We start from the raw sequence: 23,006 nt of genomic DNA on the forward strand, positions 1-23,006 counted from the left end.
ATACTGGATCATCGTGACGTCGATCCCCGAGATGATCGAGGCGAACCGGGCCAACTGGGACGCCCGGGTTCCCGTCCACCTGCGCGGCTACGACCTCGACCGACTGCGTCGCGGCGGGCAGCGGCTCGCCGACTTCGAGTACGCGGCCATCGAGGTCGAGGGCCGGGACGTGCTGCACCTGCAGTGCCACATCGGCACCGACACGATCTGCCTCGCCCGGCACGGCGCGCGGGCCGTCGGGCTGGACCTGTCCGGCGCGGCGATCGAGGCCGCCCGCGAGCTGGCCGCCGAGTGCGGGGTGGACGTCGAGTACGTCGAGAGCGACGTCTACGCGGCGGTGGAGACGCTCGGCGGGCGCCGGTTCGACGTGGTCTACACCGGCAAGGGCGCGCTGTGCTGGCTACCCGACCTGCACCGGTGGGCGCGGGCGGCGGCCGAGCTGCTGCGCCCGGGTGGCGTGCTGTACGCGATCGACTTCCACCCGCTGTTCCTGGCCGCAGGGGACGAGCAGCCCGGCCCCGGCCTCCACCTGTCCGGCAACTACCTGGGCGCGGGGCCCGAGCGCTTCGACTCGCCCGACACCTACGCGGGCAAGGGGGTGCTGACCGAGAACACCGTGAGCTACGAGTGGGCACACGGGCTCGACGAGGTGGTCGACGCGGTCCTGTCGGCGGGCCTGCGGCTCACCGGGTTCGTCGAGCACGACGTCACATGCTGGGGCCGGTTCCCGGGCATGACCGACGTCGGCGGCGGCTGGTTCGGCTGGCCGGACGGCGCGCCGCGCCTCCCGCTGATGTTCTCGGTGCGGGCGGAGAAGCCTTAGGAATCGTCCTCGACGAGGCTGATGGCCGCCCGTGGGCAGGAGGCCACGGCCTGCTCGAGCCGCGGGCGCATGGACTCGGGCGGGGTCTCGTCGAGGATGTAGAGGAAGTCATCCTCCCGCACCTCGAACACCTCGGGGACGATGCCCATGCAGACGGCGTTGGACTCGCAGAGATCGAAGTCGACGGCGACCTTCATGTGCCCATCGTCCACTGCCGCCGCGGCGACGAGTACTCAGGCGACCCTCACCAACCGGCCGTACGCCACCACGTTGTCCCGGTAGTGGCCGCTGCCGCCGTCGAACGCCCCGCCGCAGGTGATGAGCCGCAGCTCCGCATCCGTGGTGTCGCCGTAGACGCGTTCGGTCGGGAACCGCGCCTTCGCGTAGCGCTCCACCAGGTAGATCTCGAACACGGCCGTCGACCCGTCGGCGCGGGCGACCCGCGCCTCGGCACCGGCCGCCAGCTCGCCGAGCCGCTGGAAGACGCCGGGCGTGCCGGCGTAGTCGACGTGGGCCGCGATGACGGCCGGGCCGGGGGAGCCCGGTGTGGGAGCGAGGCTGAACCAGCCCGCCGTCGCGGCGTCCGGGGGGACCTCGAGGGCGCCGTCCGCGGCGATGCCGAGATCGAGCAACGGCCCGGTGTGCACGCCGATGGCCGGCACGGTGAGGTCGACCGGCGTGGTCGGCGGCGTGGTCGCGGGCGGCGTGATGCTCTCCACCGGGGCAGCCGGGGCCGCCGCCGGAACGGCAGCCCCGGGTGCCGGGGCACTGCACGCCGCAAGCGCGGCGACGGCCACGGCGACGCCCACGAGCACGGCGGGCACGCGGCTCACGGGTGGGCGGCCCCGCCGGTGGCGACGCCGCCCCGGGGGTGGACGGCGACCTGCTGGCCCTCGGTGCCGAAGTGCTGCTCGCAGGCGATGCCGTCGTCGTCGCTGTCGAGCTGCTCGGGGTCGCCGGCGCGTGCGGTGAGCGCGGCCTGCGCAGCGGCCTGCGTGGCGAAGTCGGTGCAGTCGCGGTCCTCGTCCTCGTCGCCGTCCGCGTCCGGCTCGGCCGCGGGAGTGGTGACGGGTGCGCCGTCCTCGTCGTCGGAGTCCTCCGCGTCGCTGCTTGCGCCCCGGCTCGGCAGCGACTCGCAGGCCACGCCGTCGGCCGGGCCGTCCGAGCCCCCGTCGAGCCGGTTCGGGTCGGACCGGTCGGCGTCCAGGACGGCCTGTGCCTCCTCCTGGAAGTCGAAGTCGGAGCAGTTCAGGTCGTCGGCGGCCAGCGCGGTACCGGCCATCGCCACGACGAGCGCGCCGCTCAGCGCGGCTGCGAGCACGGACAGACGGGTACGACGGGATGTGGGCATGGGGGAGTCCTCTTCGGTGGAACGGGGAGCGGCCGCCGTGGGGAGCGCCGGCCTGCACGGGATGTCTCTCCGTGGCACCACGATCCGTTACCGATTGACTACGAATTGCTCCATCTCGCCCTGTCGTAGTCGCCGAACGGCGCTAACCGCGACGCAACACCGGGCGGAGCGCGTCGAGCACCTCGACGCTCTCGATCGTGGACGGCACCGGCTCGTCGACGCCGTCCGCGATGCCGCGCATCGTCTTGCGCAGGATCTTCCCGGAGCGGGTCTTCGGCAGGCCGGGCACGACCGCCACGTCCCGCAGGCTCGCCACGGCCCCGACCTGGTCGCGCACCAGCTGCACGAGCTCGGCCCGCAGCGCGTCCGCGTCCCGCTCGACGCCCGCCTTGAGCACGACGAACCCGCGCGGGACCTGGCCCTTCATGGCGTCGGCCACGCCGATCACGGCGCATTCCGCGACGTCCGGGTGGGAGGCGAGCACCTCCTCCATCCCACCCGTGGACAGGCGGTGCCCGGCCACGTTGATGACGTCGTCGGTGCGGCCCATCACGTAGACGTAGCCGTCCCCGTCGAGGCGCCCGCCGTCACCGGTGAGGTAGTAGCCGTCGAACGCGGACATGTAGGAGGCCACGAACCGCTCGTCGTCGTTCCACAGGGTGGGCAGTGCGCCGGGCGGCATCGGCAGCTTCACGACGATCGCGCCGTCGGTGCCCGCCGGTGCCGGGGAGCCGGACGGCTCGAGCACCTGCACGTCCCAGCCGGGAAGCGGCTTCGTCGGCGAGCCGGGCTTGATCGGCAGCAGCTCGACGCCTGCGGGGTTGGCGACGATCGGCCAGCCGGTCTCGGTCTGCCACCAGTGGTCGATCACCGGGATCCCGAGGAGCTCGGACGCCCACCGCTGGGTCTCCGGGTCCAGCCGCTCGCCCGCGAGGAAGAGGTACTTCATGCACGAGATGTCGTACTTGCGGGTGAACTCGCCGTCCGGGTCCTCCTTCTTGATCGCCCGGAAGGCGGTGGGCGCCGTGAACAGGCTCTTCACACCGTGCTCGGAGACCACCCGCCAGAACTGCCCGGCGTCCGGCGTACCGACCGGCTTGCCCTCGTAGAGCACGGTGGTGGCCCCGGCGAAGAGCGGCGCGTAGACGATGTAGGAGTGCCCGACGACCCAGCCGACGTCGGAGGCCGTGAAGATCGTCTCGCCCGCGCCGACGTCGTAGACGTTGGGCATGGACCAGCACAGCGCCACCGCGTGCCCACCGCTGTCGCGCACCACGCCCTTCGGCTTCCCGGTGGTGCCCGAGGTGTAGAGGATGTAGAGCGGGTCGGTGGACTTGACGGGCACGCAGTCCGCCGGGGTCGCGGCCGCCATCGCCTCGGCCCAGTCGACGTCGTCCGGGCCCATGGTGGCCTCGGCCTGCGGCCGCTGCAGGATCACCCGCTTCGCCGGCTTGCGCTCCGCGGTCTCGATCGCCGCATCCAGCAGCGGCTTGTACTCGATCACCCGCTTGCCCTCGATGCCGCAGGAGGCCGAGACGATCACGGAGGGCGCGGCGTCGTCGATGCGCACGGCCAGCTCCTTCGGGGCGAACCCGCCGAAGACCACCGAGTGCACGGCGCCGATCCGCGCGCAGGCGAGCATCGCCACCGCGGCCTCCGGCACCATCGGCATGTAGATCACCACGCGGTCGCCGCGACCGACACCGAGGCCGGCCAGCACGCCGGCGAACCCCGCCACCTCGTCGCGCAACTGCGCGTACGTGTACGTGCGCTGCGTGCCCGTGACGGGCGAGTCGTAGATCAGCGCCGCCTGGTCGCCCCGGCCGGCGTCGACGTGCCGGTCGACGGCGTTGTGGCAGACGTTCAGCTCCCCGTCGGGGAACCACCGGTAGAACGGCGGGCGGGAGGCGTCGAGCGCGCGGGTCGGCGGCACGTGCCAGTCGATCGCCTGCGCGGCGCCCAGCCAGAAGCCCTCCGGGTCGTCCATGCTGGCGCGGAAGACGTCCTCGTACTCACCCATCAGATGGCCTCCTCGCCCTCGACTGCCCGTCACAGTAAGCCGCCCGCCGAGCGGACCGCAGGCCAGCGCGACGGACACCTGGCCGGGTGGTGAGAGGTCCCCGTATCGGGGACGCGGAAGGCCGCGAGATGAGCGCAACGTAGCGTGACCACCCGTTCGGCCGACTACCTGTCGAGTGTCGCCGTCGTTCCACGTTGCGTAGCTAAGCACTCACAGCAGGCAACGGACGGGAGAGCGCGGTGAGCGGGTACGGACGCAGGTGGGGTGCGGGCTGGGTGCCATCCGCGCTCGCCGTCCTGGTGGCACTCACCTGCTCGATCGGCATCGCCGTCGCCACCAGCGAGCCGCACCGACCCGCCACGGCCCCGCCCGACGCCTGCCGGCCGGCCTGGACCACGGGATGGCAGGCCGCCGCGCAGCCCGGACCGGCCCTGCCCGGCCTGAGCGGCGCCACCGTCAGGATGGTCGTGCACCCGCAGGTGACGGGCTCGGAGGTGCGGCTGCGGCTGTCGAACGCCTACGGGACCACCCCGCTCGCGGTCGGTGCCGTCACCGCCGCCCGCTCCGACGGGTCGGCCGGCCTGGTCCTCGGGACGGTGCAACCGGTTCCGTTCGGCGGGCAGCAGGAGGTCGTGATCCCGCCCGGTGGCGAGGTCGTGAGCGACGCCGTACCGCTGGTGGCCGAGGCGGGCAGCCCGCTCGCGGTCAGCCTGTTCCTGCCGGCGGCGCCGCAGGTGCTCACCCAGCACTTCGCGATGCAGGCCGCGTACGTCTCCGGCCCTGGCGACGCCACGTTCGCCGACGGGGGCTCCTTCGGTGCGCAGCTGCCGTCCTCCGTCGTGCTCACCGGGATCGACGTCCGCGCGCCGCGCCCGGTCAACTCCGTCGTCGCGGTCGGCGACTCGATCACCGACGGGATGGGTGCCGCGGCCGGGGAGAGCTGGCCGGACGTGCTCGGCGCGCGGCTCGCCGTCGCCGGCGGTGCGGGCACGATGGCGGTGCTGGGCGCCGGAATCTCCGGCAACCGGCTCCTCGCCGACGATGGGCCCCAGCACGGCGACGTCCCGCTCACCCGGTTCGACCGGGACGTCACCGCGGCCGGCGGAGCCACCGACGTCGTGCTGAGCATCGGCACGAACGACATCGCGGCCGGCCGCAGCGCCGCCGACATCGCCGCCGGGCTGCGGCAGTTCGCCGACCACGCCAGGGCCGCCGGCAAGCGGGTCTTCCTCACCACTGTGACGCCGTCCGGGACCGGCCCGCACGGCACGCCCGCCGCCATCGCCGCGCGCCAGGACCTGAACGCCTGGGTGCTCGAGCACGGGCCCGCGTACGCCGATGGGGTCTTCGACTTCGCCGCCGCCGTCGCGGACCCCGCACACCCCACCCGGCTCGCGCCCGCGTTCGACGCCGGTGACGGGCTGCACCTGTCCGCCGCGGGCTACCGCGCGCTGGCCGCCGTCGTCGACCCCGCGCAGCTCAGCGGCAGCCCGTGCCTGGCAGGCAACCCGCCGGCCCGCGTGCTCGTGGCGAACCGCTGACCACGCCCCGCGAGTCGCGGTATCGGTGCACGCGAGTCACGGGCCCGGCGCGGGCCGAGGGCTCAGCGGCGGCCGAGCCGCGGCAGGAGACGGCGCTTGGGCTGCTCGTCCTCGACGACCGGGAGCGGTCCGGTGGGGGTGTCCTCGCGGTCGAGCCGCTCGACGACCCAGTCGACGGCAAGCGAGCCGGGCGAGACGCCCCGCTCGTCGGCGAGGCGACGCAGCTGCTCGATCCGCAGCGCCGGCAACCGGAGCTGGAACACCTGCGCCGAGCCGAACCGGCCGGTGAGCTCCGTCGGGTGCTCGTCGTTCGCGCCGCTCAGAGCGGCGAGGTAGGAGTCGAGCTCGCGATCCGGCTCCGGAGGCTCGGGCCCCGTCTCGCGGCGCACCGGCGCGGGCGCGCGATGACGGGAGCGAGACCGATCGGGGGGCGGCATGCCCGGCAGCCTACGCGCGGGGCCGACGGGCGAGCTTGCGAGCGAATCATCAGCACAGCGCCTGCGCTAAGCGCCGAGCGTGAGCGCTGCGTGATCCTTTGTCGGAACGCTCACCCGGGAAGAGGGGTGCACCGAACGCCCACTGTTAGGTAACGTGCCGGTCACGGCCACGGGGGTGGCTGCGGGCGTTCCGCTCCGGGTGGGGTACCCGGGACGGGTGATGGCAACCGGTTTCCGGTGGACGGCGCGGTCCGCGGGATGCGCCCCCGAAACGGCTCGATGACAGCTGGCGACCGCACGGGGAGGCGTCGATGACCATCGGTAGTGCACGTACGGATTTCGAGGGGGACCGGCTCATATCGAACGGGTCGATCCCCAACCAGCGCACGGCAGCCGATGCATACCGCGTATCCGATGATCAACTGCATCGGGCGCGGATGGTGGTGGCCCGCAACTCGGCCGACTCCGAGGACCTCCGCCAGCTGCTCGACATGCTCGGGCTGATCTCGGCCAACCCGGATCTCCCGCCGCCCGTCACACGCTGAGCACCCGTCGCCCGGAGCCACTCCCACCTGCACGGGAGTCGCTCCGGGCCGATGGTGCACCCCCCGGGTGCGGAGATGCGACCCGCCTGTCCTATGCTGGTCACGCTCCCAACGGACAGCCGTTGCGGGCGGGGACCCCGGTCCAAGCCCCCATCGTCTAGCGGCCTAGGACTCCGCCCTTTCAAGGCGGCAGCGCGGGTTCGAATCCCGTTGGGGGTACTGTTCGGCAGCGGTACAACTCCACAGCAAGGCCCAGTGGCGCAGTTGGTTAGCGCGTCGCCCTGTCACGGCGAAGGTCGCGGGTTCGAGTCCCGTCTGGGTCGCTTCACTCCCGGTGTCCGCACCGGTCTCGGCCAGGTAGCTCAGTTGGTACGAGCGACCGCCTGAAAAGCGGTAGGTCGGCGGTTCGACCCCGCCCCTGGCCACCACATCGTCTGGCTCTGCCTGCTCGCCGCGCTTCGCTGCGGCTTCGCCTTCTGCCGATGTGGGTGTCTTCTGGGGGCCGAGCCCCCAGACCCCGCGCCGGAGGGGCTTCGCCCCCCGGACCCCCCTCCGTTGGGCGCGTTCGGTCGTTGGCTGTCCGTTGAGATGGGGCCTCGTCCTTCTCCTGCTGGTGGTCTGCGTGGGGATGTGAGTGCTTGTCAGGTCTGTGCTCGTGCGGTCGGTGATCGTTCGGCGGAGTCGACGCTACGCGGACCCTCGGCCGCGCATTACCGCCACCGCACACACCGCGGTGGGCACCGCACACACCGCGGTGGCACCGCACACATGCCGGGTCATGTGTGCGGACCCGAGACGATGTGTGCCGCCGTCTACGGCTTCCCTGCCGCTGATGCCGTATCGGCTAGGTGCGGCTCGGGCCGGTCACGACGGCGATGCGGCGAGGCGATCCGCTGTCCTCATGGTTGGGCCGCGGCCTCCACGCGGCGCGGTGGTGCCCGGCCGCGCACCCCAATCCGTGCATGCACCTCGTCGATCGTTCGCGCCTGCGCACACGGGGCGCGTCGGGGGCGCCGGACCGCGACAGCGGCCGTTCGCCCTTGTTCGGGCCGCCCCTGCGGATCAGCCGCGCGCTGCTCGCCCGTGTTACGGGGCGCACATCTGAGCGCTCGGCGCGCCCGCGCTTATGACCGGCGTCACACGGCCGCCGGTGGGCTCGGCGGGCTCGGTTAGTCTCGCCTCGGTGCTGGGTGTGTTACCGCCCTGGTCCCCGCCGCGGGAGCACCCCGCCTGCCCCGTTAGGGGTAGCCGTTCGCCGCTCCACGGGGTGGTGCACATCAACTGACCGATGACGTAGGGTCGCCGTCCGGCTACCATCCGCCCGGATGGGGGACGAACTACTGCGATGACGGCCTGGCTGAAAGGTTTCAGGGGGATGCGAGTGCCGCGACGGTGGGCTGTCTGGACCCTCCCGGTCCCGGTCCTCGCCGTGATCCTCGCCGTCGAGCTCGCGGCCGCCGGCACGCTGGCGTTCTCGGTCCCGCGCGACATCGGTCTGCTCCCCCACAACTGGGTGCTCGTCACGGTCGTGCTCACGGCGGCCGGGATACTCAGCACCGAGGCGTCGCTCGGCGTCGAGCGCATGCGGCACCGATCGGACGAGACCCCCCACATCGACCTCAGCTCCGTCTGGACCTTCGCGGCCGCCGCACTGCTGCCCAGCGCCGCCGCGAGCATCGTGGTGATCGGGATCTACGGGCACCTCTACGCACGCGTCTGGCGGGGCGGGATACCTCCGCATCGCGCCATCTACAGCACCGCCACCGTCGTGCTCGCGGTACAGGCCGCCTCGGTCGTCATCGGGCTGGTGGAACACGAGGCGCTGTTCCAGAGCCTGCCCGGGCTCGCCGCGGTCGTGCTCGCGCTGCTCGCCTACGCGGCCGTGAACATGGTGCTGGTCGTCGCCGTCATCGTCCTGAGCGGTCCGAACCGTGACCTCGGCACGTTCCTGCACGTCCTCACCCGCGGGGACGAGGCCGTGCTGGAGTTCGCCACGCTGTCCATGGGAGCGCTCGCCGCGGGTGCGATGAGCGCGCTCGGGCCCGCCTACGCCGTGCTCGTGCTGCCCCCGCTGATCGTCCTGCACCGCACCGTCCTCGTGCGGCAGCTCGAGGAGGCCGCGAGCGTCGACGGCAAAACCGGCCTGCTCAACGCCGCGGCGTGGCACGTGCGGGCCGTTCGCGCGTTGCGCCGTGCCGAGCGCGCCGACGGGCGCGTCGGCCTGCTCGTCCTGGACCTCGATCACTTCAAGCTGGTCAACGACCAGTACGGCCACCTCGTCGGCGACCACGTGCTCGCCGCGGTCGCCGCCGCGGTGCGCGACGAGGTCAGGGACGACGACCTGGTCGGGCGGTTCGGCGGCGAGGAGTTCGTCGTGCTCCTCCCGAGCACCGACGCCGACGACGGGCGCGTCGCGGCCGTGGCCGTCGCCGAACGGATCCGCAGGCGGGTGGCCGACATCCAGGTGGAGGTCCCCGACACGCACGGAACCGTCGTGGTCGACACCCTCACGGTCTCGATCGGCGGTGCGTCGTTCCCCGCCGACGCCGCCGACCTCGGCCAGCTGCTCGAGGTCGCCGACACGGCGATGTACGCGGCGAAGCGGGCCGGTCGGAACACCGTCCGCATGGGCCTGCACGCCGTGCCGAGCGGCGTCGTCCGTCCCACCCCGCGCCCCCACTCCTGAGCCACCACCGGACGCCGTGGGCGGATCCGGGTCCACCCACGGCCTCCAAGGTGCTCACTCGTCGCCGGACGACGATGCGTCTCCGCTGTCTCCGCTGTCTCCGCTGTCGCCCGGGTCGGCCGGTTCCGAGGTCTCCTCGGGCTCGTCGGTGGCGTCCTCCGTCGGTTCCGCGGTCGACGGCTCGCCCTGCGGGATGGCCGCTCCGGGCTCCGCGGGGGTGCCGAGCGGCAGCGGCACCGGCAGCGCGGGTGCGCTCGGCAGGGGCAGCGGCGGGCTGGGCAGCGCCGGCGTGGGCAGCGGGACGGGCAGCGCCGGTGCGCCGGGCAGCGCGGGTGCGCCGGGCAGGGCCGGTGCGCCGGGCAGCGCGGGGTCGGGCACCCCGGGGAGCGGCGGCAGGCTCGGCGCCTGCGGGAGTGCGGGTGCGCCGGGCAGTGGCGCCGGGAGCGGCGGCAGCGGGAGCTGCGCGGGGGCGCCCAGGTCGGATCCGGTCAGCGTCGCGGCGGGCACGGCCGGTGCGGCCGGCGGCACGGACCCGGCCGGTGTGGTCCCGGCGGGCGCCTGCGTGGTCACGATCCCACCCAGCAGGTCGCCGACCGCGTTCAGGAGGTTGTCGATCGGAGCCTGTTGCGTTCCCGGAACAGGTACGGGTTGGGCCGCCGCGGTACCCACGGCGACGCCATCGGGCGGCAGCGGCTCCGCGGCCTGGGCCGTGGAGGTCCCGAGGCCGGCGGCGAGCACCCCGGCGGTCAGCGTGGCGATCGACAGGGTTCTTGCGTTCCGACTCCGCATCGGAGCCTCCCCAGGTCGGACGGACAGAACGTCCGGAATGATGCGTCTGGGGCTGGTGTGACACCAGAGGAAGACCTTCGACGAGGCCGCCGCCCCACTCCCGGTATCCAACGCCGGGTGATCGCGGATACCGGAACGGGTGTCCCCGACCGGGGTTCGGAGCCCCGTCCGGTGTGGCTCCGGCACGCAATGCGCATACGAAGATCGACAAGCCGAGCTAATCAACCACTCGTCCGCATGGGATACGCCGCAAAGCCGTATCCGGTCGTTCGGGTGTCACACGGCGTGTAGCAATCCGCCCGCTTCGTGACGCAAAGTCAGCGGGAGAGTCGCTCCAGTCGACGCGTCGTCGGCCACCGCACGGAATGGGCCCAGCCGAGCCGCTCGAAGATCCAGATGATCCGGGCCGAGACGTCCACCTGGCCACGTCGGACGCCGTGCCGGGCGCACGTGGGGTCGGCGTGGTGGAGGTTGTGCCACGACTCCCCGAACGACAGCACCGCGAGCCACCAGACGTTCGCCGAGCGGTCGCGGGCGGCGAAGGGCCGGTCCCCGAACATGTGGCAGATCGAGTTGATCGACCACGTCACGTGGTGCAGCACGGCCACCCGCACCAGTCCGGCCCAGAACAGCGCCGTGAGCGCGCCCCACCAGGAGAGGGAGACGAGACCGCCGATCAGCGCCGGGACGAGGAGGCTGGCGAGCGTCAGCGGGAGGAAGAGCCGGTCGACGGCGACGATGTCGCGGTCGGCGAGCAGGTCGGGGCAGAACCGGCGGGCGTTGGTGCGGTCGCGACCGATGATCCAGCCCATGTGGGAGTGCCAGAACCCGCGGATCATCGCCGCCGGCCCGGTGCCGAACAGCCATGGCGAGTGCGGGTCGCCCTCCTTGTCGGAGAAGGCGTGGTGGCGCCGGTGGTCGGCGACCCAGCTGATCACGCCGCCCTGGAAGGCGGTGCTGCCGATCACCGCGAGCGCGACGTGCAGCGGCCGCTTCGCCTTGAACGAGCCGTGCGTGAAGTGCCGGTGGAAACCGACGGTGACGCCGAGGCCGGTGAGGTAGTAGAAGGTCACGGCGAGCCCGACGTCGAGCCAGGTCAAGCCCCATCCCCAGGCGAGCGGGACCGCTGCCGCAAGCGCGAGCAGCGGCACGACCATGAACGCGACCACGAGGGCCTGCTCCGTGGCGGTCTTGCGCCCCTCGAGGAGGGGGGCGACGGCGGGCCGGTGCTGCGCGGCAGCGGTCATGGGACTCCTCTGGTCGGGGCGGGTCCGGGCCCGCAGGCGCTCAGATCACGGTACGGCAACGACGGCCGCCCGCGGAGGGGTCGATCGACCGCTCCGACCTCGATTCCCGCGTTCGGAGCAGGAACCCGTGATAGGTTCTGCCCCGGTTGCAGTCGTGTCTTCCTCGATCGTTGTGAAGCGTCCGTGGAGAGTGACGGTGGGCTTCGCAGGCGTTCGAGGGCATCCTCTTCGTCCGGCGGCGGTCCCGTGCATCCCCCGGTCGGCACACAGTCGGCAGGGTCCGCTACATGTATGGAGAACAGGTATGCCCCAGGGCACCGTCAAGTGGTTCAACGCCGAGAAGGGCTTCGGCTTCATCGCCACCGACGACAACGGTCCGGACGTCTTCGTCCACTACTCGGCCATCCAGTCCGACGGGTTCCGCACCCTCGAGGAGAACCAGAGGGTCGAGTTCCAGTCGAGCCAGGGCGCGAAGGGGCCGCAGGCCGACACGGTCCGCCCGATCTGAGCGACCCGACCTGCACGACAAGGTGCCGGCGTCCCCCAGGGGGCGCCGGCACCTTCGTTCTTCCGGGGGTGCCGCTGGGCGGGGCGCCGCAGCGACGACCGGTTCTCGTCCCTGTGACGGTGTCGGCACCGGCCGTCGATCCTCGGCCGCCAACCGGTCGCCTGCCGTTCACCGGTGGCGAGTGAGTGCATCCTCACCGGCGGCTCCCCGCTCGTCTCGGCGCTCGGTGCGATCGTCGCTGGACGCCCCACTACCCGTTCCCGGCGCGTCATGCTCGGTGTTGTGCCTCACAGAATGCGGCACGAGGCAGTAGCGAGACGAGTGGCACGGAGGTCATCAAGATGTCGGGCTGGGACAGCTACCGCGGGGTGTACGGCGCGGAGCTCCGCGCGGCAGCGCACGAGTTCGATGACCACGGTTGGCCGGTGGTGGCGGCATCGCCCACCGCGCTGCTGCTCGTCACCGGCACCGCGCTGGACATCGTCGAGGTGCCGGCCGCGGTCGGCCGCCAGGTCTGCGCGCACCTGAGGGACACCGGGTCGGTGGTCCCGGTCGCCGCCACCCCCACGGGCTCCTGGTGGTTCCCCGTCACCCCCGGTGCGGTGCTTCCCACGGAGCTCCGCGACGTCGACGGTGTCGTCCTGCACACCGCGGGCACGGCCGTGCTCGCCCCGCCGTCCGAGGTTCCGGACGGCTGGGTGCACTGGCGGGTCGCTCCCGCGCTCACCGGCTACCGCGTCCCGGTAGCCGACACGATCCTCGACGCCGCCGCCGACGTGCTGCGGTGGCGTGCCGACCGGAACGCGCACCCGGGCGCCCAGCGGCCCGCCGGTGCCCTGGCGGTCGGAATGCGGTCCTCGCTGACGTAGGACCGCCGGCCGGCGACCGGTTCGCCCCCGTTGATGCGGCTCGTCGCGCCGCGCCAGGGGTACCGGGACCGCCGGTGGTGCGGCGCCCGGGGGAGCGTTCCTCCCTCGTAGCGCGGCCGCACCACGAACGTGGCCGGGGTCGGTGGAGCACCGCCGACCCCGGCCAGAGCCATCCCCGGGCACTATGGGTTCGTGCAAACCTCGCAGTCCCCTCGCACGGACGCGCCGCGCCGCCGACCGGTCGTGGAGGTCGGGCTCGGATTCGGCCGGATGGACACCGCTGCCCGGGAACGGGATCTGCGGAAGATGAAGTCGCTGGCCACCGGCCTGCTCCTCGTCGCAACGGTGATCTTCCTGGCGATGCGCTGGTGGGAGGTGAGCGACGGTCCGGCGTGGGTGGGGTACGTCCGCGCGATGGCCGAGGCCGGCATGGTCGGTGCGCTCGCCGACTGGTTCGCGGTCACCGCCCTGTTCCGGCGTCCGCTGGGGCTGCCCATCCCGCACACGGCGATCATCCCGACGAAGAAGGACGCGCTCGGCGAGAACCTCGGCGACTTCGTCGGTGAGAACTTCCTCGCCGAGGACGTCGTGCGCGACAAGCTGGCCCGCGTCGAGGTCTCCTCCCGGGTCGGCGCGTGGATCGGCCAGGAGGCCAACGCCGACCGCATCACCGCCGAGCTCGCCACCGCGGCCCGCGGCGTCGTCACGGTCCTGCGCGACGACGCCGTGCAGGAGGTCATCGAGCAGGTCCTGGTCCGCAAGCTGATGGAGCGCCCGGTCGGCCCACCGCTGGGCAAGGTGCTGCAGGGTGTGCTCGCCGACGGCGCTCACCACCGCCTCGTCGACCTGGTCTGCGATCGCGCGTACGACTGGGTCAGTGCCAACCACGACACGGTGCTCCGGATCGTGCACGACCGGGCGCCCGCGTGGTCGCCCCGGTTCGTCGACGACCTGATCGCCGATCGGGTCTTCCTCGAGGTCCAGAACTTCGCGTGGGCGGTGAAGACCGACCCCGAGCACCCGCTGCGCAAGGCCGTCGACACCTTCCTCGTCGAGTTCGCGGGCGACCTGCAGAGCGACGCGGAGACCATCGAGCGTGCCGAGCGGATCAAGCACCAGATCGTCGGCCACCCGGACGTGCAGCGGTTCATCGGCCAGGCGTGGGGCACGGTGAAGGGCCTCATCCTGGACGCGGCGGCCGACCCGTCCAGCGCCCTGCGCACCCGCGTGCGCGACGGGCTCGTGGCGCTGGGCACCCGGCTCTCCACCGACGCCGAGATGCGCGCGAAGGTCGACGGCTGGCTCGCCGACGCGGCGGCGTACGTCGTGCGGCACTACCGCGGCGAGATCACCACCCTGATCACCGACACCGTCGAGCGCTGGGACGCGGAGGAGACCTCCCGCAAGGTCGAACTGCAGGTCGGGCGCGACCTGCAGTTCATCCGGATCAACGGCACGGTGGTCGGCTCGCTGGCCGGGCTCGTCATCTACACGGTCGGTCAGCTCGCGTTCGGCGGCTGACCGCCGAACGGGTGTGGGGAGCGTCATCCACCTGCGCAAGCAGGGTGCTTGCAATAGCTAGCAGTCGTGCGTACGGTCGACCGGGACGCACGGAGGTGAGGGCGAGTGGCAGCGACGGAGCGGCCCTCCCGGTCAGCCGACGCAGGCACCGGGGAGCGCGTCGGGCACGCGGTCGAGCAGGTGGGCCACGTGGTCGAGCAAGCAGGGCACGCCGTCGGCCAGGCCGTCGACGACATCGGCACCTACATCCGCACCCAGCGGGAAGGTGCGCACGTGTCGCTGCGGCAGCTCGCCCGCACCGCCGGAGTCAGCAACCCGTACCTCAGCCAGATCGAGCGAGGGCTGCGCAAACCGTCCGCCGAGATCCTCCAGCAGATCGCGAAAGGTCTGCGGATCTCCGCGGAGGCCCTTTACGTGAAGGCCGGGATCCTCGAAGAGAAGTCCGCGAGCGCCGTCAGCGACGCCGTGCTCGCCGATCCGGGCCTGACGGAGCGCCAGAAGCAGGTGCTCCTCGACATCTACCAGTCATTCAGGCGGGAGCACGACTCGTCGCCACCAGAGGAGTGATCATCATGGCCGTGGAGCTTCCGACCACCGCCGACGTCCGCAAGGCCCGCCACAACGCGGCCAAGACCGCCGCGCAGCGCGCCGAGCTCGCACGCACGCCGCTGCTCGCCGTGCTGGGTGCGGGGGAGTTCGCCGTCAGCGCGGTGTCCAAGGCCGTTGCCGCCGCACGGGTCCAGGCCGAGGGTGTGCAGCACCGGGTCGCCGATCTGCCGCAGCACCTGAACGGCGAGGAGGTGCGCAAGACCGTCGCCGAGCTGCGCGTGCAGGCCGGCCACACCTACGCCGGCTTCGCCGAGCACGGCGAGCGCACCTGGGGCCGCATCCGCAAGCAGCCGCAGGTGCAGGAGGCGCTCGCGCGCCTCGAGACCTACACCGGCAAGCTCGACTCCCGGGTCGACGACATCGTCGACGACGCGCGGGACGCCACCGAGAAGGCGCTCGCCGCCGTCAGCACGCAGACCCGGTCCACCGGCGAGCGGTTCGCCAAGGCCACGCAGCGCTTCAGCGGCCGCGCCGCGGAGACGGTCACCGAGGTGAGCGAGGACGCCTCGAAGGTCGTGACGCAGGCCGGCGCCGAGGCCGCCGGGACCATCTCGGAGGCGGGCACCGAGGCGGCGCGTGAGACGCGCAGCACCACCCGCCGGGCCGCCAACCGGACGACCCCGACCAAGCCGGCTGCCCGCCGGAACAACTCGGCGAACGGGTCCAAGTCCAGCAGCTGACCTGTTGCTGCCGCCATCCGACGCCCCCGAGGACTCCCGTGCCTCGGGGGCGTCGGTGCGTCATCGGGGCTTGTCGGTGACCGGTCCGCAGCGACCGTTGAACCGGCCCGGGGATGTGCCTTGACCGTGATCACACGTACTCTGGGCGTGTGAGCTTGCTGTACAACCTCGACAACTGGGTGCTGTGGGCCATCTGGCTGCTCGGCATCCCCGTCGGCGGATACGCGTTCGTCCACGCGCTGATGCAGCGTGCCGACGCGTTCACGGCCGCCGACAAGCTCACCAAGCCCGCATGGCTCGGCATCACCGGGGCCAGCGCACTGGTGCTCATCTTCTTCCAGGGCGGCCCGCTCGGGAGCGGTGCCCTGTTCTGGCTGGCCGCGCTCGTCGCCGTGCTGGTCTACATCGTCGACGTCAAGCCGGCCGTGGTCGGCGTGCAGGGTGGTGGGCAGCGCTGGTGACCGACTGGTCCGTTCTCGGCACGCTGCAGGCAGTTCCCGCACTCGATCGGCCCGACCTCCTCGGCGACCCCGTCGCCCATGCGCTCAAGGCCCTCGACCCCGCGGACGCCGCGCTCGTCGGTGTCGCGGAGATCGACCCGGATCTCGCCGACACCGCGCAGTTCTGCGCCGCCTACTCCTCCCCGCTCGACGGCTCCGCCAACTGCGTGGTCGTGGCCGGCCGCCGCGGTGGGGACACCCGCTACGCGGCCTGCCTGGTGCTCGCCACCACGCGCGCCGACGTCAACGGTCTGGTCCGCAAGCGGCTGGACGCCCGCAAGGCCTCGTTCGCACCGATGGACGACGCCGTCGAGATCACCGGCATGGAGTACGGCGGCATCACGGCGATCGGCCTGCCCGAGAGCTGGCCGCTCCTCGTCGACGCCGCGGTCGCGGCCGCACCCGCCGTCGTGATCGGCAGCGGGATCCGGGGCTCGAAGCTCGCCCTGCCCGGCGAGCTGGCGGCCCGGCTGCCCGGCGCCGAGGTCGTGGAGGGCCTCGGCCGGTAGGGCATCACGTCAGGGCACGAGGAGCACCCGGCCCAGTTGCTCCCGGCCCTCGAGGATCCGGTGGGCCTCGGCCGCCTCGATGAGCGGGAGACGGGTGTGCACCACCGTGCGCAGGCGCCCGGCCGCGGCGTGCTCGGCGACATCGGTGACGTCCGCTCGCGCCTCCTCGGGCCGCGCGGCGCGCCATGCCAGGAAGGAGAAGCCGGTGATGGAGCGCAGCGCATAGAGGCTCCCGGGGACGGGCCCCGGGTCCCCGCCCGCCGCGCCGTAGATCACCAGCCGGCCGAGCGGGGCGAGCAGGCCGACGCTGCGTTCGAGCATGGGCCCGGCCACGGAGTCCAGGACGAGGTCCACCCCGCCGGGCGCGGCCGCGCGCACGCGCTCCGGCCAGTCCGGGTCCGTGTAGTCCACGGCGACGTCGGCACCGAGGCCGCGCGCGAAGTCGAGCTTGGCGGCGGAGCCCGCGGTGGCGATGACGGTGCCCGCGCCGTGCAGCTTGGCCAGCTGGACGGCGAGATGTCCGATGCCGCCCGCTGCCGCGTGGACCAGCACCGTCTCGCCGGCGGAGAGGTGGCCGATGCGCAGCGCTCCACGTGCGACCGGCCCGCCCATCGGCAGCATGCTCGCCATTCCGTCCTGGACGCCGTCGGGCACGGGGGCGAGCCATGCCGCGTCGGCCAGGACCTGATCGGCGAATGCGTCCTCGACGAGGCTCGCGACCCGCTTCCCGGTGAGGCCGGCGTCCACCCCATCGCCCGTGGCCACGACCGTGCCGGCCACGTCGCCGGTCAGGATGCCCGGCAGCGCGCGGTGGTAGATGCCGCCGCCGCCCCGGCGGAACCTGGTGTCGACGAAGTTCGCGCCGATCACCTCGGTGCGTAGGCGGACCTGTCCGGGGCCGGGCTCGGGAACCGGGGCCTCCTCCAGCGTGAGCACGTCCGGGTCGCCGTACTCGTAGTAGCGCACTCGACGCACAGGTTCCTCCTCGCGATAATCTGGACCAACGGTCAAGTTCGACCGTAATGGACCGCCGGTCCAGTTGTCGAGGAAGGGGTGGGCGGTGGCCGAGCGTGCCGATGCCGCGCGCAACCGGCGCGCGATCCTGGCGGCCACCGAGGAGCTGCTGACCAGGGTCCGGCCGGAGCAGATCTCGATGGAGCAGGTGGCCGCGGCCGCCGGCGTCGGGAAGGGAACGGTGTTCCACCGCTTCGGTAGCCGGCTCGGCCTGATGACGGCCCTGATGCTGGAGCGGGCGCTCGCGCTGTCGGGCGAGGTCGAGAACGGGCCGCCTCCGCTCGGCCCCGGCGCGCCGGCAGGAGAGCGGCTGCTCGCGTTCCTCGACGCGGTGGTCGATCTCGTCGCCCGCAACAAGGGCCTGCTGGCGGCGCTGGGGCACGCGGTCACCACCGCGCCCCGCCCGGCGGGCGAGAACGCCGACGCCCATCCGGTCCACCATGTGTGGTGGGCCCACCTCCAAGCGCTGATCGCCGCCGAGCGGCCGGACGTCGACGCCGCGGCCGCGGCCGACGTGCTGCTCGGCGCGTTGCAGAGCGACCCCGTCCTGCGGATGTTCGAGCGCGGGGAGGGAGCGCGGGTGGCCGCCATCGTCCACGAACTGGCGGAGGGCCTGATCCGACGGTAGGTCGTGCCGCGCGTCAGGCGTACGGCGTGAGGCCGCCGCGCAGGAGCGCGAACGCGTGGTCGGCCTCGGCCAGTGCCGCGGGCGCCAGGGCGTCGGCGCTGCGGCCCTCGTCGATCCGGCGCTGGTTTGCGTTGGCCAGCACCTGCAGGACGGTCAGCACCTGGCTGGCCGCCAGGCGCGCGGTGAGCTCCGGATGGGGCACCTCGCGTGTCGTGTCGAGCAGGGCGGATGCGAGCGCGTCGACGCCGCGGGCGTGGTAGTGCAGCAGGGCCGAGCGCAGCGTCGGGGTCTCGAGGACGAGGCGGTGGAACGCGACGACCGCCGGGTCGTCGCACAGCCCGGTGATCGGGTCGCGCCGCGCGAGCGCCGCCTGCTGGTGGCGGTGGAGCGCGTCGAGCGGGGTGGTGCCCGCCGGCCGCTCGCGGACGACCCGGGCGGCCTCGTCCTCGTGGTCGGCGAACCGGTGCAGGACGAGGTCGTCCTTGGTGGGGAAGTAGGCGAACAGCGTGCGCTTCGAGACCTCGGCCGCCTCGGCGATCTCGGCCACGGGGACGGCGTCGTACCCGCGCTCGAGGAACAGTGCGATCGCCGCCTCCGAGATCGCCCGGCGCGTGCGGGCCTTCTTGCGCTCCCTCAGGCCGAGTCCTTCGTCCACGTCGCGATCTTACACTGAGTTGAAATCTGCACTCAGTGTACTTATGCTCTCAGTGTGGAAATCGAACATGACGTGATCGTGGTGGGTGCCGGGCCGACCGGGCTGTTCCTCGCGTGCGAGCTGGCGCTGGCGGGCGTGGACGTCGCGGTCGTGGAACGGGACGCGGTGCCGAGCGGCCAGTCCCGCGGCGGCGGTGTGAACCAGCGCAGCGCGGAGGTCCTCGCCATGCGCGGCCTGGTCGACGAGGTGATGTCGCGGGCCGTTCCGCGGGAGTCGACGGGCGGGCACTTCGCGTTCCTGCCGGTCCCGCTCGACGCCCGGCCGTGGCGCACCCGCTACCCGGAAGGGATCATGATCCCCCAGGACCGGCTCGAGCAGATCCTCGAAGCGCGCCTGCGCGAGCTCGGGGTTCGGGTGCGGCGCAGCACCGAGCTCGTCGACCTCGTCCAGGACGCCGACGGGGTCGAGGCAACGGTCCCCGACGGGCGCCTTCGCGGTCGCTACCTCGTGGCCTGCGACGGCGGGCACAGCACTGTCCGGAAGATCGTCGGCGCGGACTTCCCGGGGAAGGCCGGCACGATGGCCGCGGTCAGCGCCGACATCGAGCTCGCCTCGGCGGGCGAGACCGTGCCGCGGACCGTCGGTCACATCAGCACGCTGATGCGCCCCGGCGGCGGCTACTGGATGATGCTCCATCCGCTGGACGGGGACGGTGGACGCGTCGCCGGCTTCCGCGCCGTCTTCGGCGGCCCGCCGCAGGCCGCGCTGCCGCGGACGGCTCCCGTGACCGCGGGCGAGGTCGCGGCCGCACTGGCCGCCGTCCACGGCCCGGACACGGTGCTCGCGCGCCTGCGGTGGGGCACTCGTTTCTCCGACGCGCACCGGCAGCTGGCGCGGTACCGGCACGGCCGCGTCCTGTTCACCGGGGACGCTGCGCACATCCACCTGCCGATCGGCGGGCAGGGCCTCAACCTCGGGCTGCAGGACGCGATGAACCTGGGCTGGAAGCTCGCCGGGGTCGTGGCCGGACGCTCCCCGGAGTCCCTGCTGGACACCTACCACCACGAGCGGCACCCGGTGGCCGCGCGTGTCCTCGCCACGGTCCGTGCGCAACGGGTGATCGCGTTCCCGTCGCCGGAGGCGGACGACGTGCGGGGGTTGCGGGAGATCGTCCTGGACATGGCCCGCCTCCCGGACGGCAACAGGTACCTGGCCGGGCTGATGTCGGGCCTCGCGATCCGCTACGACCTCGACGATCCCGACCCGCTCGTCGGTTCCCGCATGGTCGACCTCTCGCTCGAGACGCAGGGCGGCGTCACCACCGTGAGCGCGCTGCTGGGCGGTGGGCGCGGGCTGCTCCTCGACCTCGATGCGCCACCCGCCCCGGCGCAGGAGGTCGCCGATGGTGTCGACCGCGTCGCGGCGCGGGTCGTCGGGTCGCCGGTGGGGACGGAAGTGGGAGCGGCCCGGGTGCTGGTGCGGCCGGACGGATACGTCGGCTGGGTCGGGCGCGAGCCGGACGAGTTGCCGGACGACGTGCCGGCCGGGTGGTTCGCGGGAAGCGGCCGAGCGGTGCCGGCGTTGCTGGGGTGAGGCACGGGAGAGGTTGAGCCACGCCCGCTCAGGGTTCCTGCGTTCGCAGACAGCGGAATTACTTGAACGCTGGAATGGCGACAACGGTGTAAGCGTTGGGCAGGGCATGACAGAGACGCTGAAGCTGCCGGTGCTTCCGCTCGCCGACTCGGTGCTGCTGCCCGGCATGGTGGTTCCCGTCCGGCTCGACGAGCCGGAGATCCAGGCAGCGGTCGATGCAGCCAACAGCGTCGACCGCAAGGTCCTGGTCGTTCCCCGCCCCGACGGCAAGTACGCCGCCGTGGGCACCGTCGCCGTCCTCGAGCAGGTGGGACGCCTGCCCAGCGGGGAGCGGGCGGCCGTGGTGCGCGGTGAGGGCCGCGCCCAGATCGGTTCCGGCGTCACCGGACCCGGTGCCGCGCTGTGGGTGGAGGCGACCCCGGTGCCCGAGCAGCCCGTCACGGGCCGGATGACGGAGCTCGCCAAGGAGTACAAGGCCCTCGTCATCGGGATCCTGCAGGAGCGGGGCGCGTGGCAGGTCGTCGACTCGGTGCAGCAGATCACCGACCCCGGCCAGCTCGCCGACACCGCGGGCTGGGCCTCGTACCTGGACCTGGAGCAGAAGTCGCAGCTGCTCGCCGAGGCCGACGTGGTCACGCGGCTGGAGCTGCTGCTGGAGTGGACGAAGGCGCACGTCGCGGAGCAGGAGGTCTCCGAGAAGATCGCGCAGGACGTCCGCGAGGGCATGGAGAAGACCCAGCGCGAGTTCCTGCTGCGCCAGCAGCTGGCCGCGATCCGCAAGGAGCTGGGCGAGCTCGACCCCGACTCGCAGGACGACTCCGCCGACTACCGCACGCGCGTCGAGAACGCCGACCTTCCCGAGCACGTCCGCAAGGCCGCGCTCACCGAGGTGGGCAAGCTGGAGCGCGCGTCGGACCAGAGCCCGGAGTCGGGCTGGATCCGCACGTGGCTCGACACGATCCTCGACATGCCGTGGAACACGCGCACCGAGGACACCGACGACCTGGTCGGTGCCCGTACCGTGCTGGACGCCGACCACGCCGGTCTCGACGACGTCAAGGAGCGGTTGATCGAGTTCCTCGCGGTGCGCGCGCGGCGGGACCGCAAGGGCATGGAGAAGGTCGGTGGGCGCGGTTCCGGTGCCGTGCTGGCGCTGGTCGGCCCGCCCGGCGTCGGCAAGACCTCGCTGGGCGAGTCGGTCGCGCGGTCGTTGGGTCGCAAGTTCGTGCGCGTCGCGCTCGGGGGCGTGCGGGACGAGGCCGAGATCCGCGGCCACCGGCGCACGTACGTCGGCGCGCTGCCGGGCCGGATCGTCCGCGCGATCCGGGAGGCCGGCTCGACGAACCCGGTCGTGCTGCTCGACGAGATCGACAAGGTCGGCAGCGACTTCCGCGGAGACCCGACGGCCGCGCTGCTCGAGGTGCTCGATCCGGCGCAGAACCACACGTTCCGCGACCACTACCTCGAGGTCGACCTCGACCTGTCCGACGTGCTGTTCCTGGCCACCGCCAACGTCGGTGAGGCCATCCCGGGCCCGCTGGCCGACCGGATGGAGTGGGTGCAGCTCGACGGCTACACCGAGCAGGAGAAGGTCGCCATCGCGCGCGACCACCTGCTGCCGCGGCAGGTCGAGAAGGCCGGCCTGGAGCCGTCCGACGTCGAGTTCAGCGACGTGGCGCTCTCGATGATCGCCGCCGAGTACACCCGCGAAGCGGGCGTGCGGCAGCTGGAGCGGGGCCTGGCCAAGGTCCTGCGCAAGGTGGCCGTGAAGCTGGACGGTGACGCCGAGGCGCCGGTCCACGTCGACGCGGACGCGCTCGTGGGCTACCTGGGCCGGCCGAAGTTCACGCCGGAGACGGCGGAGCGCACGTCCGTTCCGGGCGTCGCGACGGGTCTCGCCGTCACCGGGACCGGTGGCGACGTGCTGTTCATCGAGGCCACCGCGATGGAGGGCGACCCCGGCCTGACCCTCACCGGTCAGCTGGGCGACGTGATGAAGGAGTCCGTCTCGATCGCGCTCTCCTACCTGCGGTCGAAGGGGCTCGCCGGCGAGCTGGCGCAGCGCAAGCTGCACGTCCACGTGCCCGCGGGCGCGGTGCCGAAGGACGGGCCGAGCGCCGGCATCACGATGACCACCGCGCTGGCGTCGCTCGCGAGCGGGCGGCCGGTGCGGTCGAGCGTCGGGATGACCGGTGAGGTCACGCTGCAGGGCAAGGTGCTGCCGATCGGTGGCGTCAAGCAGAAGCTGCTGGCCGCCCACCGGGCCGGGCTGACGGACGTGATCATCCCGAAGCGGAACGAGCCCGACCTGGACGACCTGCCCGAGTCGGTGCGCGGCGAGCTGCGGGTGCACCCCGTGGCCGACGTGGCGGAGGTGCTGGAGCTGGCCCTGGAGCCGGCACCGGTGGCCGCCGCAGCCTGATCCACGTACGAACGGCACCCCCGTCCCGCTCTGTCGGACGGGGGTGCCGTTCGTGCATC

23 protein-coding genes and 3 tRNA genes are annotated in these 23,006 nt (G+C 72.8%); 17 read left to right on the top strand and 9 right to left on the bottom strand.

The window, feature by feature from the left end; genetic code table 11:
* Nucleotides 1-13: 13 nt before the first annotated feature.
* Nucleotides 14-823, top strand: coding sequence for a class I SAM-dependent methyltransferase (locus tag ACU436_RS21485; protein ID WP_459027927.1), 810 nt, complete (start codon nucleotides 14-16; stop codon nucleotides 821-823).
* On the opposite strand, the gene ACU436_RS21490 is transcribed toward ACU436_RS21485, so the two are convergent.
* From ACU436_RS21490 to ACU436_RS21505, 4 genes are all read right to left on the bottom strand, one after another.
* On the bottom strand, nucleotides 820-1,020 hold the full coding sequence (locus tag ACU436_RS21490; RefSeq protein ID WP_459027928.1) for a ferredoxin: 201 nt from the start codon (nucleotides 1,018-1,020) through the stop codon (nucleotides 820-822). The genes ACU436_RS21485 and ACU436_RS21490 overlap by 4 nt on opposite strands.
* Nucleotides 1,021-1,056: 36 nt before the next feature.
* A complete protein-coding gene (locus ACU436_RS21495) occupies nucleotides 1,057-1,656 on the bottom strand; it encodes a class F sortase (RefSeq protein WP_459027930.1) in 600 nt (199 codons plus the stop codon).
* The gene (locus ACU436_RS21500; protein WP_459027932.1) at nucleotides 1,653-2,174 is read right to left on the bottom strand and encodes an excalibur calcium-binding domain-containing protein; all 522 of its coding nucleotides are present in this window, start codon (nucleotides 2,172-2,174) and stop codon (nucleotides 1,653-1,655) included. The genes ACU436_RS21495 and ACU436_RS21500 overlap by 4 nt, the downstream gene beginning before the upstream one ends.
* A gap of 142 nt (nucleotides 2,175-2,316) precedes the next feature.
* The gene (locus tag ACU436_RS21505) at nucleotides 2,317-4,194 is read right to left on the bottom strand and encodes a propionyl-CoA synthetase (RefSeq protein WP_459027934.1); all 1,878 of its coding nucleotides are present in this window, start codon (nucleotides 4,192-4,194) and stop codon (nucleotides 2,317-2,319) included.
* Between the two features lie 239 nt (nucleotides 4,195-4,433).
* Here ACU436_RS21505 and ACU436_RS21510 point away from each other — a divergent pair, with 239 nt between their 5' ends.
* On the top strand, nucleotides 4,434-5,735 hold the full coding sequence (locus ACU436_RS21510; RefSeq protein WP_459027936.1) for a GDSL-type esterase/lipase family protein: 1,302 nt from the start codon (nucleotides 4,434-4,436) through the stop codon (nucleotides 5,733-5,735).
* A 62-nt stretch (nucleotides 5,736-5,797) separates the two neighbouring features.
* On the opposite strand, the gene ACU436_RS21515 is transcribed toward ACU436_RS21510, so the two are convergent.
* The gene (locus ACU436_RS21515) at nucleotides 5,798-6,172 is read right to left on the bottom strand and encodes a hypothetical protein (protein WP_459027938.1); all 375 of its coding nucleotides are present in this window, start codon (nucleotides 6,170-6,172) and stop codon (nucleotides 5,798-5,800) included.
* Between the two features lie 311 nt (nucleotides 6,173-6,483).
* Between ACU436_RS21515 and ACU436_RS21520 the strand changes: the two genes are divergently transcribed.
* The 5 genes from ACU436_RS21520 to ACU436_RS21540 all read left to right on the top strand — a co-directional run bounded on the left by ACU436_RS21520 (nucleotide 6,484) and on the right by ACU436_RS21540 (nucleotide 9,403).
* Entirely contained in the window at nucleotides 6,484-6,717 is a 234-nt protein-coding gene (locus ACU436_RS21520; protein ID WP_459027940.1) for a hypothetical protein, read from the top strand.
* A gap of 146 nt (nucleotides 6,718-6,863) precedes the next feature.
* Nucleotides 6,864-6,936: transfer RNA gene (locus tag ACU436_RS21525), tRNA-Glu, on the top strand.
* Between the two features lie 30 nt (nucleotides 6,937-6,966).
* Nucleotides 6,967-7,040 (top strand) — tRNA-Asp (locus ACU436_RS21530).
* Nucleotides 7,041-7,068: 28 nt separating this feature from the next.
* Nucleotides 7,069-7,145: transfer RNA gene (locus ACU436_RS21535), tRNA-Phe, on the top strand.
* 947 nt (nucleotides 7,146-8,092) lie between these two features.
* On the top strand, nucleotides 8,093-9,403 hold the full coding sequence (locus ACU436_RS21540; protein WP_459027942.1) for a GGDEF domain-containing protein: 1,311 nt from the start codon (nucleotides 8,093-8,095) through the stop codon (nucleotides 9,401-9,403).
* A 54-nt stretch (nucleotides 9,404-9,457) separates the two neighbouring features.
* Here ACU436_RS21540 and ACU436_RS21545 read toward each other — a convergent pair whose 3' ends face one another.
* Nucleotides 9,458-10,192 carry a hypothetical protein gene (locus tag ACU436_RS21545; RefSeq protein ID WP_459027944.1) on the bottom strand — a complete coding sequence of 245 codons (735 nt, stop codon included), beginning with the start codon at nucleotides 10,190-10,192 and terminating at the stop codon, nucleotides 9,458-9,460.
* A 317-nt stretch (nucleotides 10,193-10,509) separates the two neighbouring features.
* The gene (locus tag ACU436_RS21550; protein WP_459027946.1) at nucleotides 10,510-11,439 is read right to left on the bottom strand and encodes an acyl-CoA desaturase; all 930 of its coding nucleotides are present in this window, start codon (nucleotides 11,437-11,439) and stop codon (nucleotides 10,510-10,512) included.
* Between the two features lie 304 nt (nucleotides 11,440-11,743).
* On the opposite strand from ACU436_RS21550, the gene ACU436_RS21555 reads away from it, so the two are divergent.
* From ACU436_RS21555 to ACU436_RS21585, 7 genes are all read left to right on the top strand, one after another.
* Entirely contained in the window at nucleotides 11,744-11,947 is a 204-nt protein-coding gene (locus ACU436_RS21555) for a cold-shock protein (protein WP_075951945.1), read from the top strand.
* A gap of 341 nt (nucleotides 11,948-12,288) precedes the next feature.
* Complete coding sequence (locus ACU436_RS21560; RefSeq protein WP_459027948.1) at nucleotides 12,289-12,816, top strand: hypothetical protein; 528 nt, start codon at nucleotides 12,289-12,291, stop codon at nucleotides 12,814-12,816.
* A 270-nt stretch (nucleotides 12,817-13,086) separates the two neighbouring features.
* The gene (locus ACU436_RS21565) at nucleotides 13,087-14,337 is read left to right on the top strand and encodes a DUF445 domain-containing protein (RefSeq protein ID WP_459027950.1); all 1,251 of its coding nucleotides are present in this window, start codon (nucleotides 13,087-13,089) and stop codon (nucleotides 14,335-14,337) included.
* Nucleotides 14,338-14,517: 180 nt separating this feature from the next.
* Nucleotides 14,518-14,904: a helix-turn-helix domain-containing protein gene (locus ACU436_RS21570; RefSeq protein WP_459028183.1), complete on the top strand. Its 387-nt coding sequence runs from the start codon at nucleotides 14,518-14,520 to the stop codon at nucleotides 14,902-14,904.
* Between the two features lie 5 nt (nucleotides 14,905-14,909).
* Nucleotides 14,910-15,626 (top strand): hypothetical protein, encoded by a 717-nt coding sequence (locus ACU436_RS21575; RefSeq protein WP_459027952.1) that lies wholly within the window; start codon nucleotides 14,910-14,912, stop codon nucleotides 15,624-15,626.
* A 113-nt stretch (nucleotides 15,627-15,739) separates the two neighbouring features.
* Nucleotides 15,740-16,087, top strand: a complete 348-nt coding sequence (locus ACU436_RS21580) for a DUF2516 family protein (RefSeq protein ID WP_459027954.1) — start codon at nucleotides 15,740-15,742, stop codon at nucleotides 16,085-16,087.
* Nucleotides 16,084-16,635, top strand: coding sequence for a YbaK/EbsC family protein (locus tag ACU436_RS21585; protein ID WP_459027956.1), 552 nt, complete (start codon nucleotides 16,084-16,086; stop codon nucleotides 16,633-16,635). The genes ACU436_RS21580 and ACU436_RS21585 overlap by 4 nt, the downstream gene beginning before the upstream one ends.
* A 9-nt stretch (nucleotides 16,636-16,644) precedes the next feature.
* Here ACU436_RS21585 and ACU436_RS21590 read toward each other — a convergent pair whose 3' ends face one another.
* On the bottom strand, nucleotides 16,645-17,610 hold the full coding sequence (locus ACU436_RS21590; RefSeq protein ID WP_459027958.1) for a quinone oxidoreductase family protein: 966 nt from the start codon (nucleotides 17,608-17,610) through the stop codon (nucleotides 16,645-16,647).
* Nucleotides 17,611-17,695: 85 nt separating this feature from the next.
* On the opposite strand from ACU436_RS21590, the gene ACU436_RS21595 reads away from it, so the two are divergent.
* Nucleotides 17,696-18,277 carry a TetR/AcrR family transcriptional regulator gene (locus ACU436_RS21595; RefSeq protein WP_459027960.1) on the top strand — a complete coding sequence of 194 codons (582 nt, stop codon included), beginning with the start codon at nucleotides 17,696-17,698 and terminating at the stop codon, nucleotides 18,275-18,277.
* 13 nt (nucleotides 18,278-18,290) lie between these two features.
* Here the strand turns inward: ACU436_RS21595 and ACU436_RS21600 are convergent, their stop codons facing one another.
* Nucleotides 18,291-18,932 (bottom strand): TetR/AcrR family transcriptional regulator, encoded by a 642-nt coding sequence (locus ACU436_RS21600; protein WP_459027962.1) that lies wholly within the window; start codon nucleotides 18,930-18,932, stop codon nucleotides 18,291-18,293.
* A gap of 54 nt (nucleotides 18,933-18,986) precedes the next feature.
* Between ACU436_RS21600 and ACU436_RS21605 the strand changes: the two genes are divergently transcribed.
* Complete coding sequence (locus tag ACU436_RS21605; protein WP_459027963.1) at nucleotides 18,987-20,525, top strand: FAD-dependent oxidoreductase; 1,539 nt, start codon at nucleotides 18,987-18,989, stop codon at nucleotides 20,523-20,525.
* Between the two features lie 106 nt (nucleotides 20,526-20,631).
* Nucleotides 20,632-22,947, top strand: a complete 2,316-nt coding sequence (lon, locus tag ACU436_RS21610) for an endopeptidase La (RefSeq protein ID WP_459027965.1) — start codon at nucleotides 20,632-20,634, stop codon at nucleotides 22,945-22,947.
* Nucleotides 22,948-23,006: the final 59 nt, after the last annotated feature.

Source organism: Pseudonocardia wallangbongensis, from assembly GCF_054486945.1.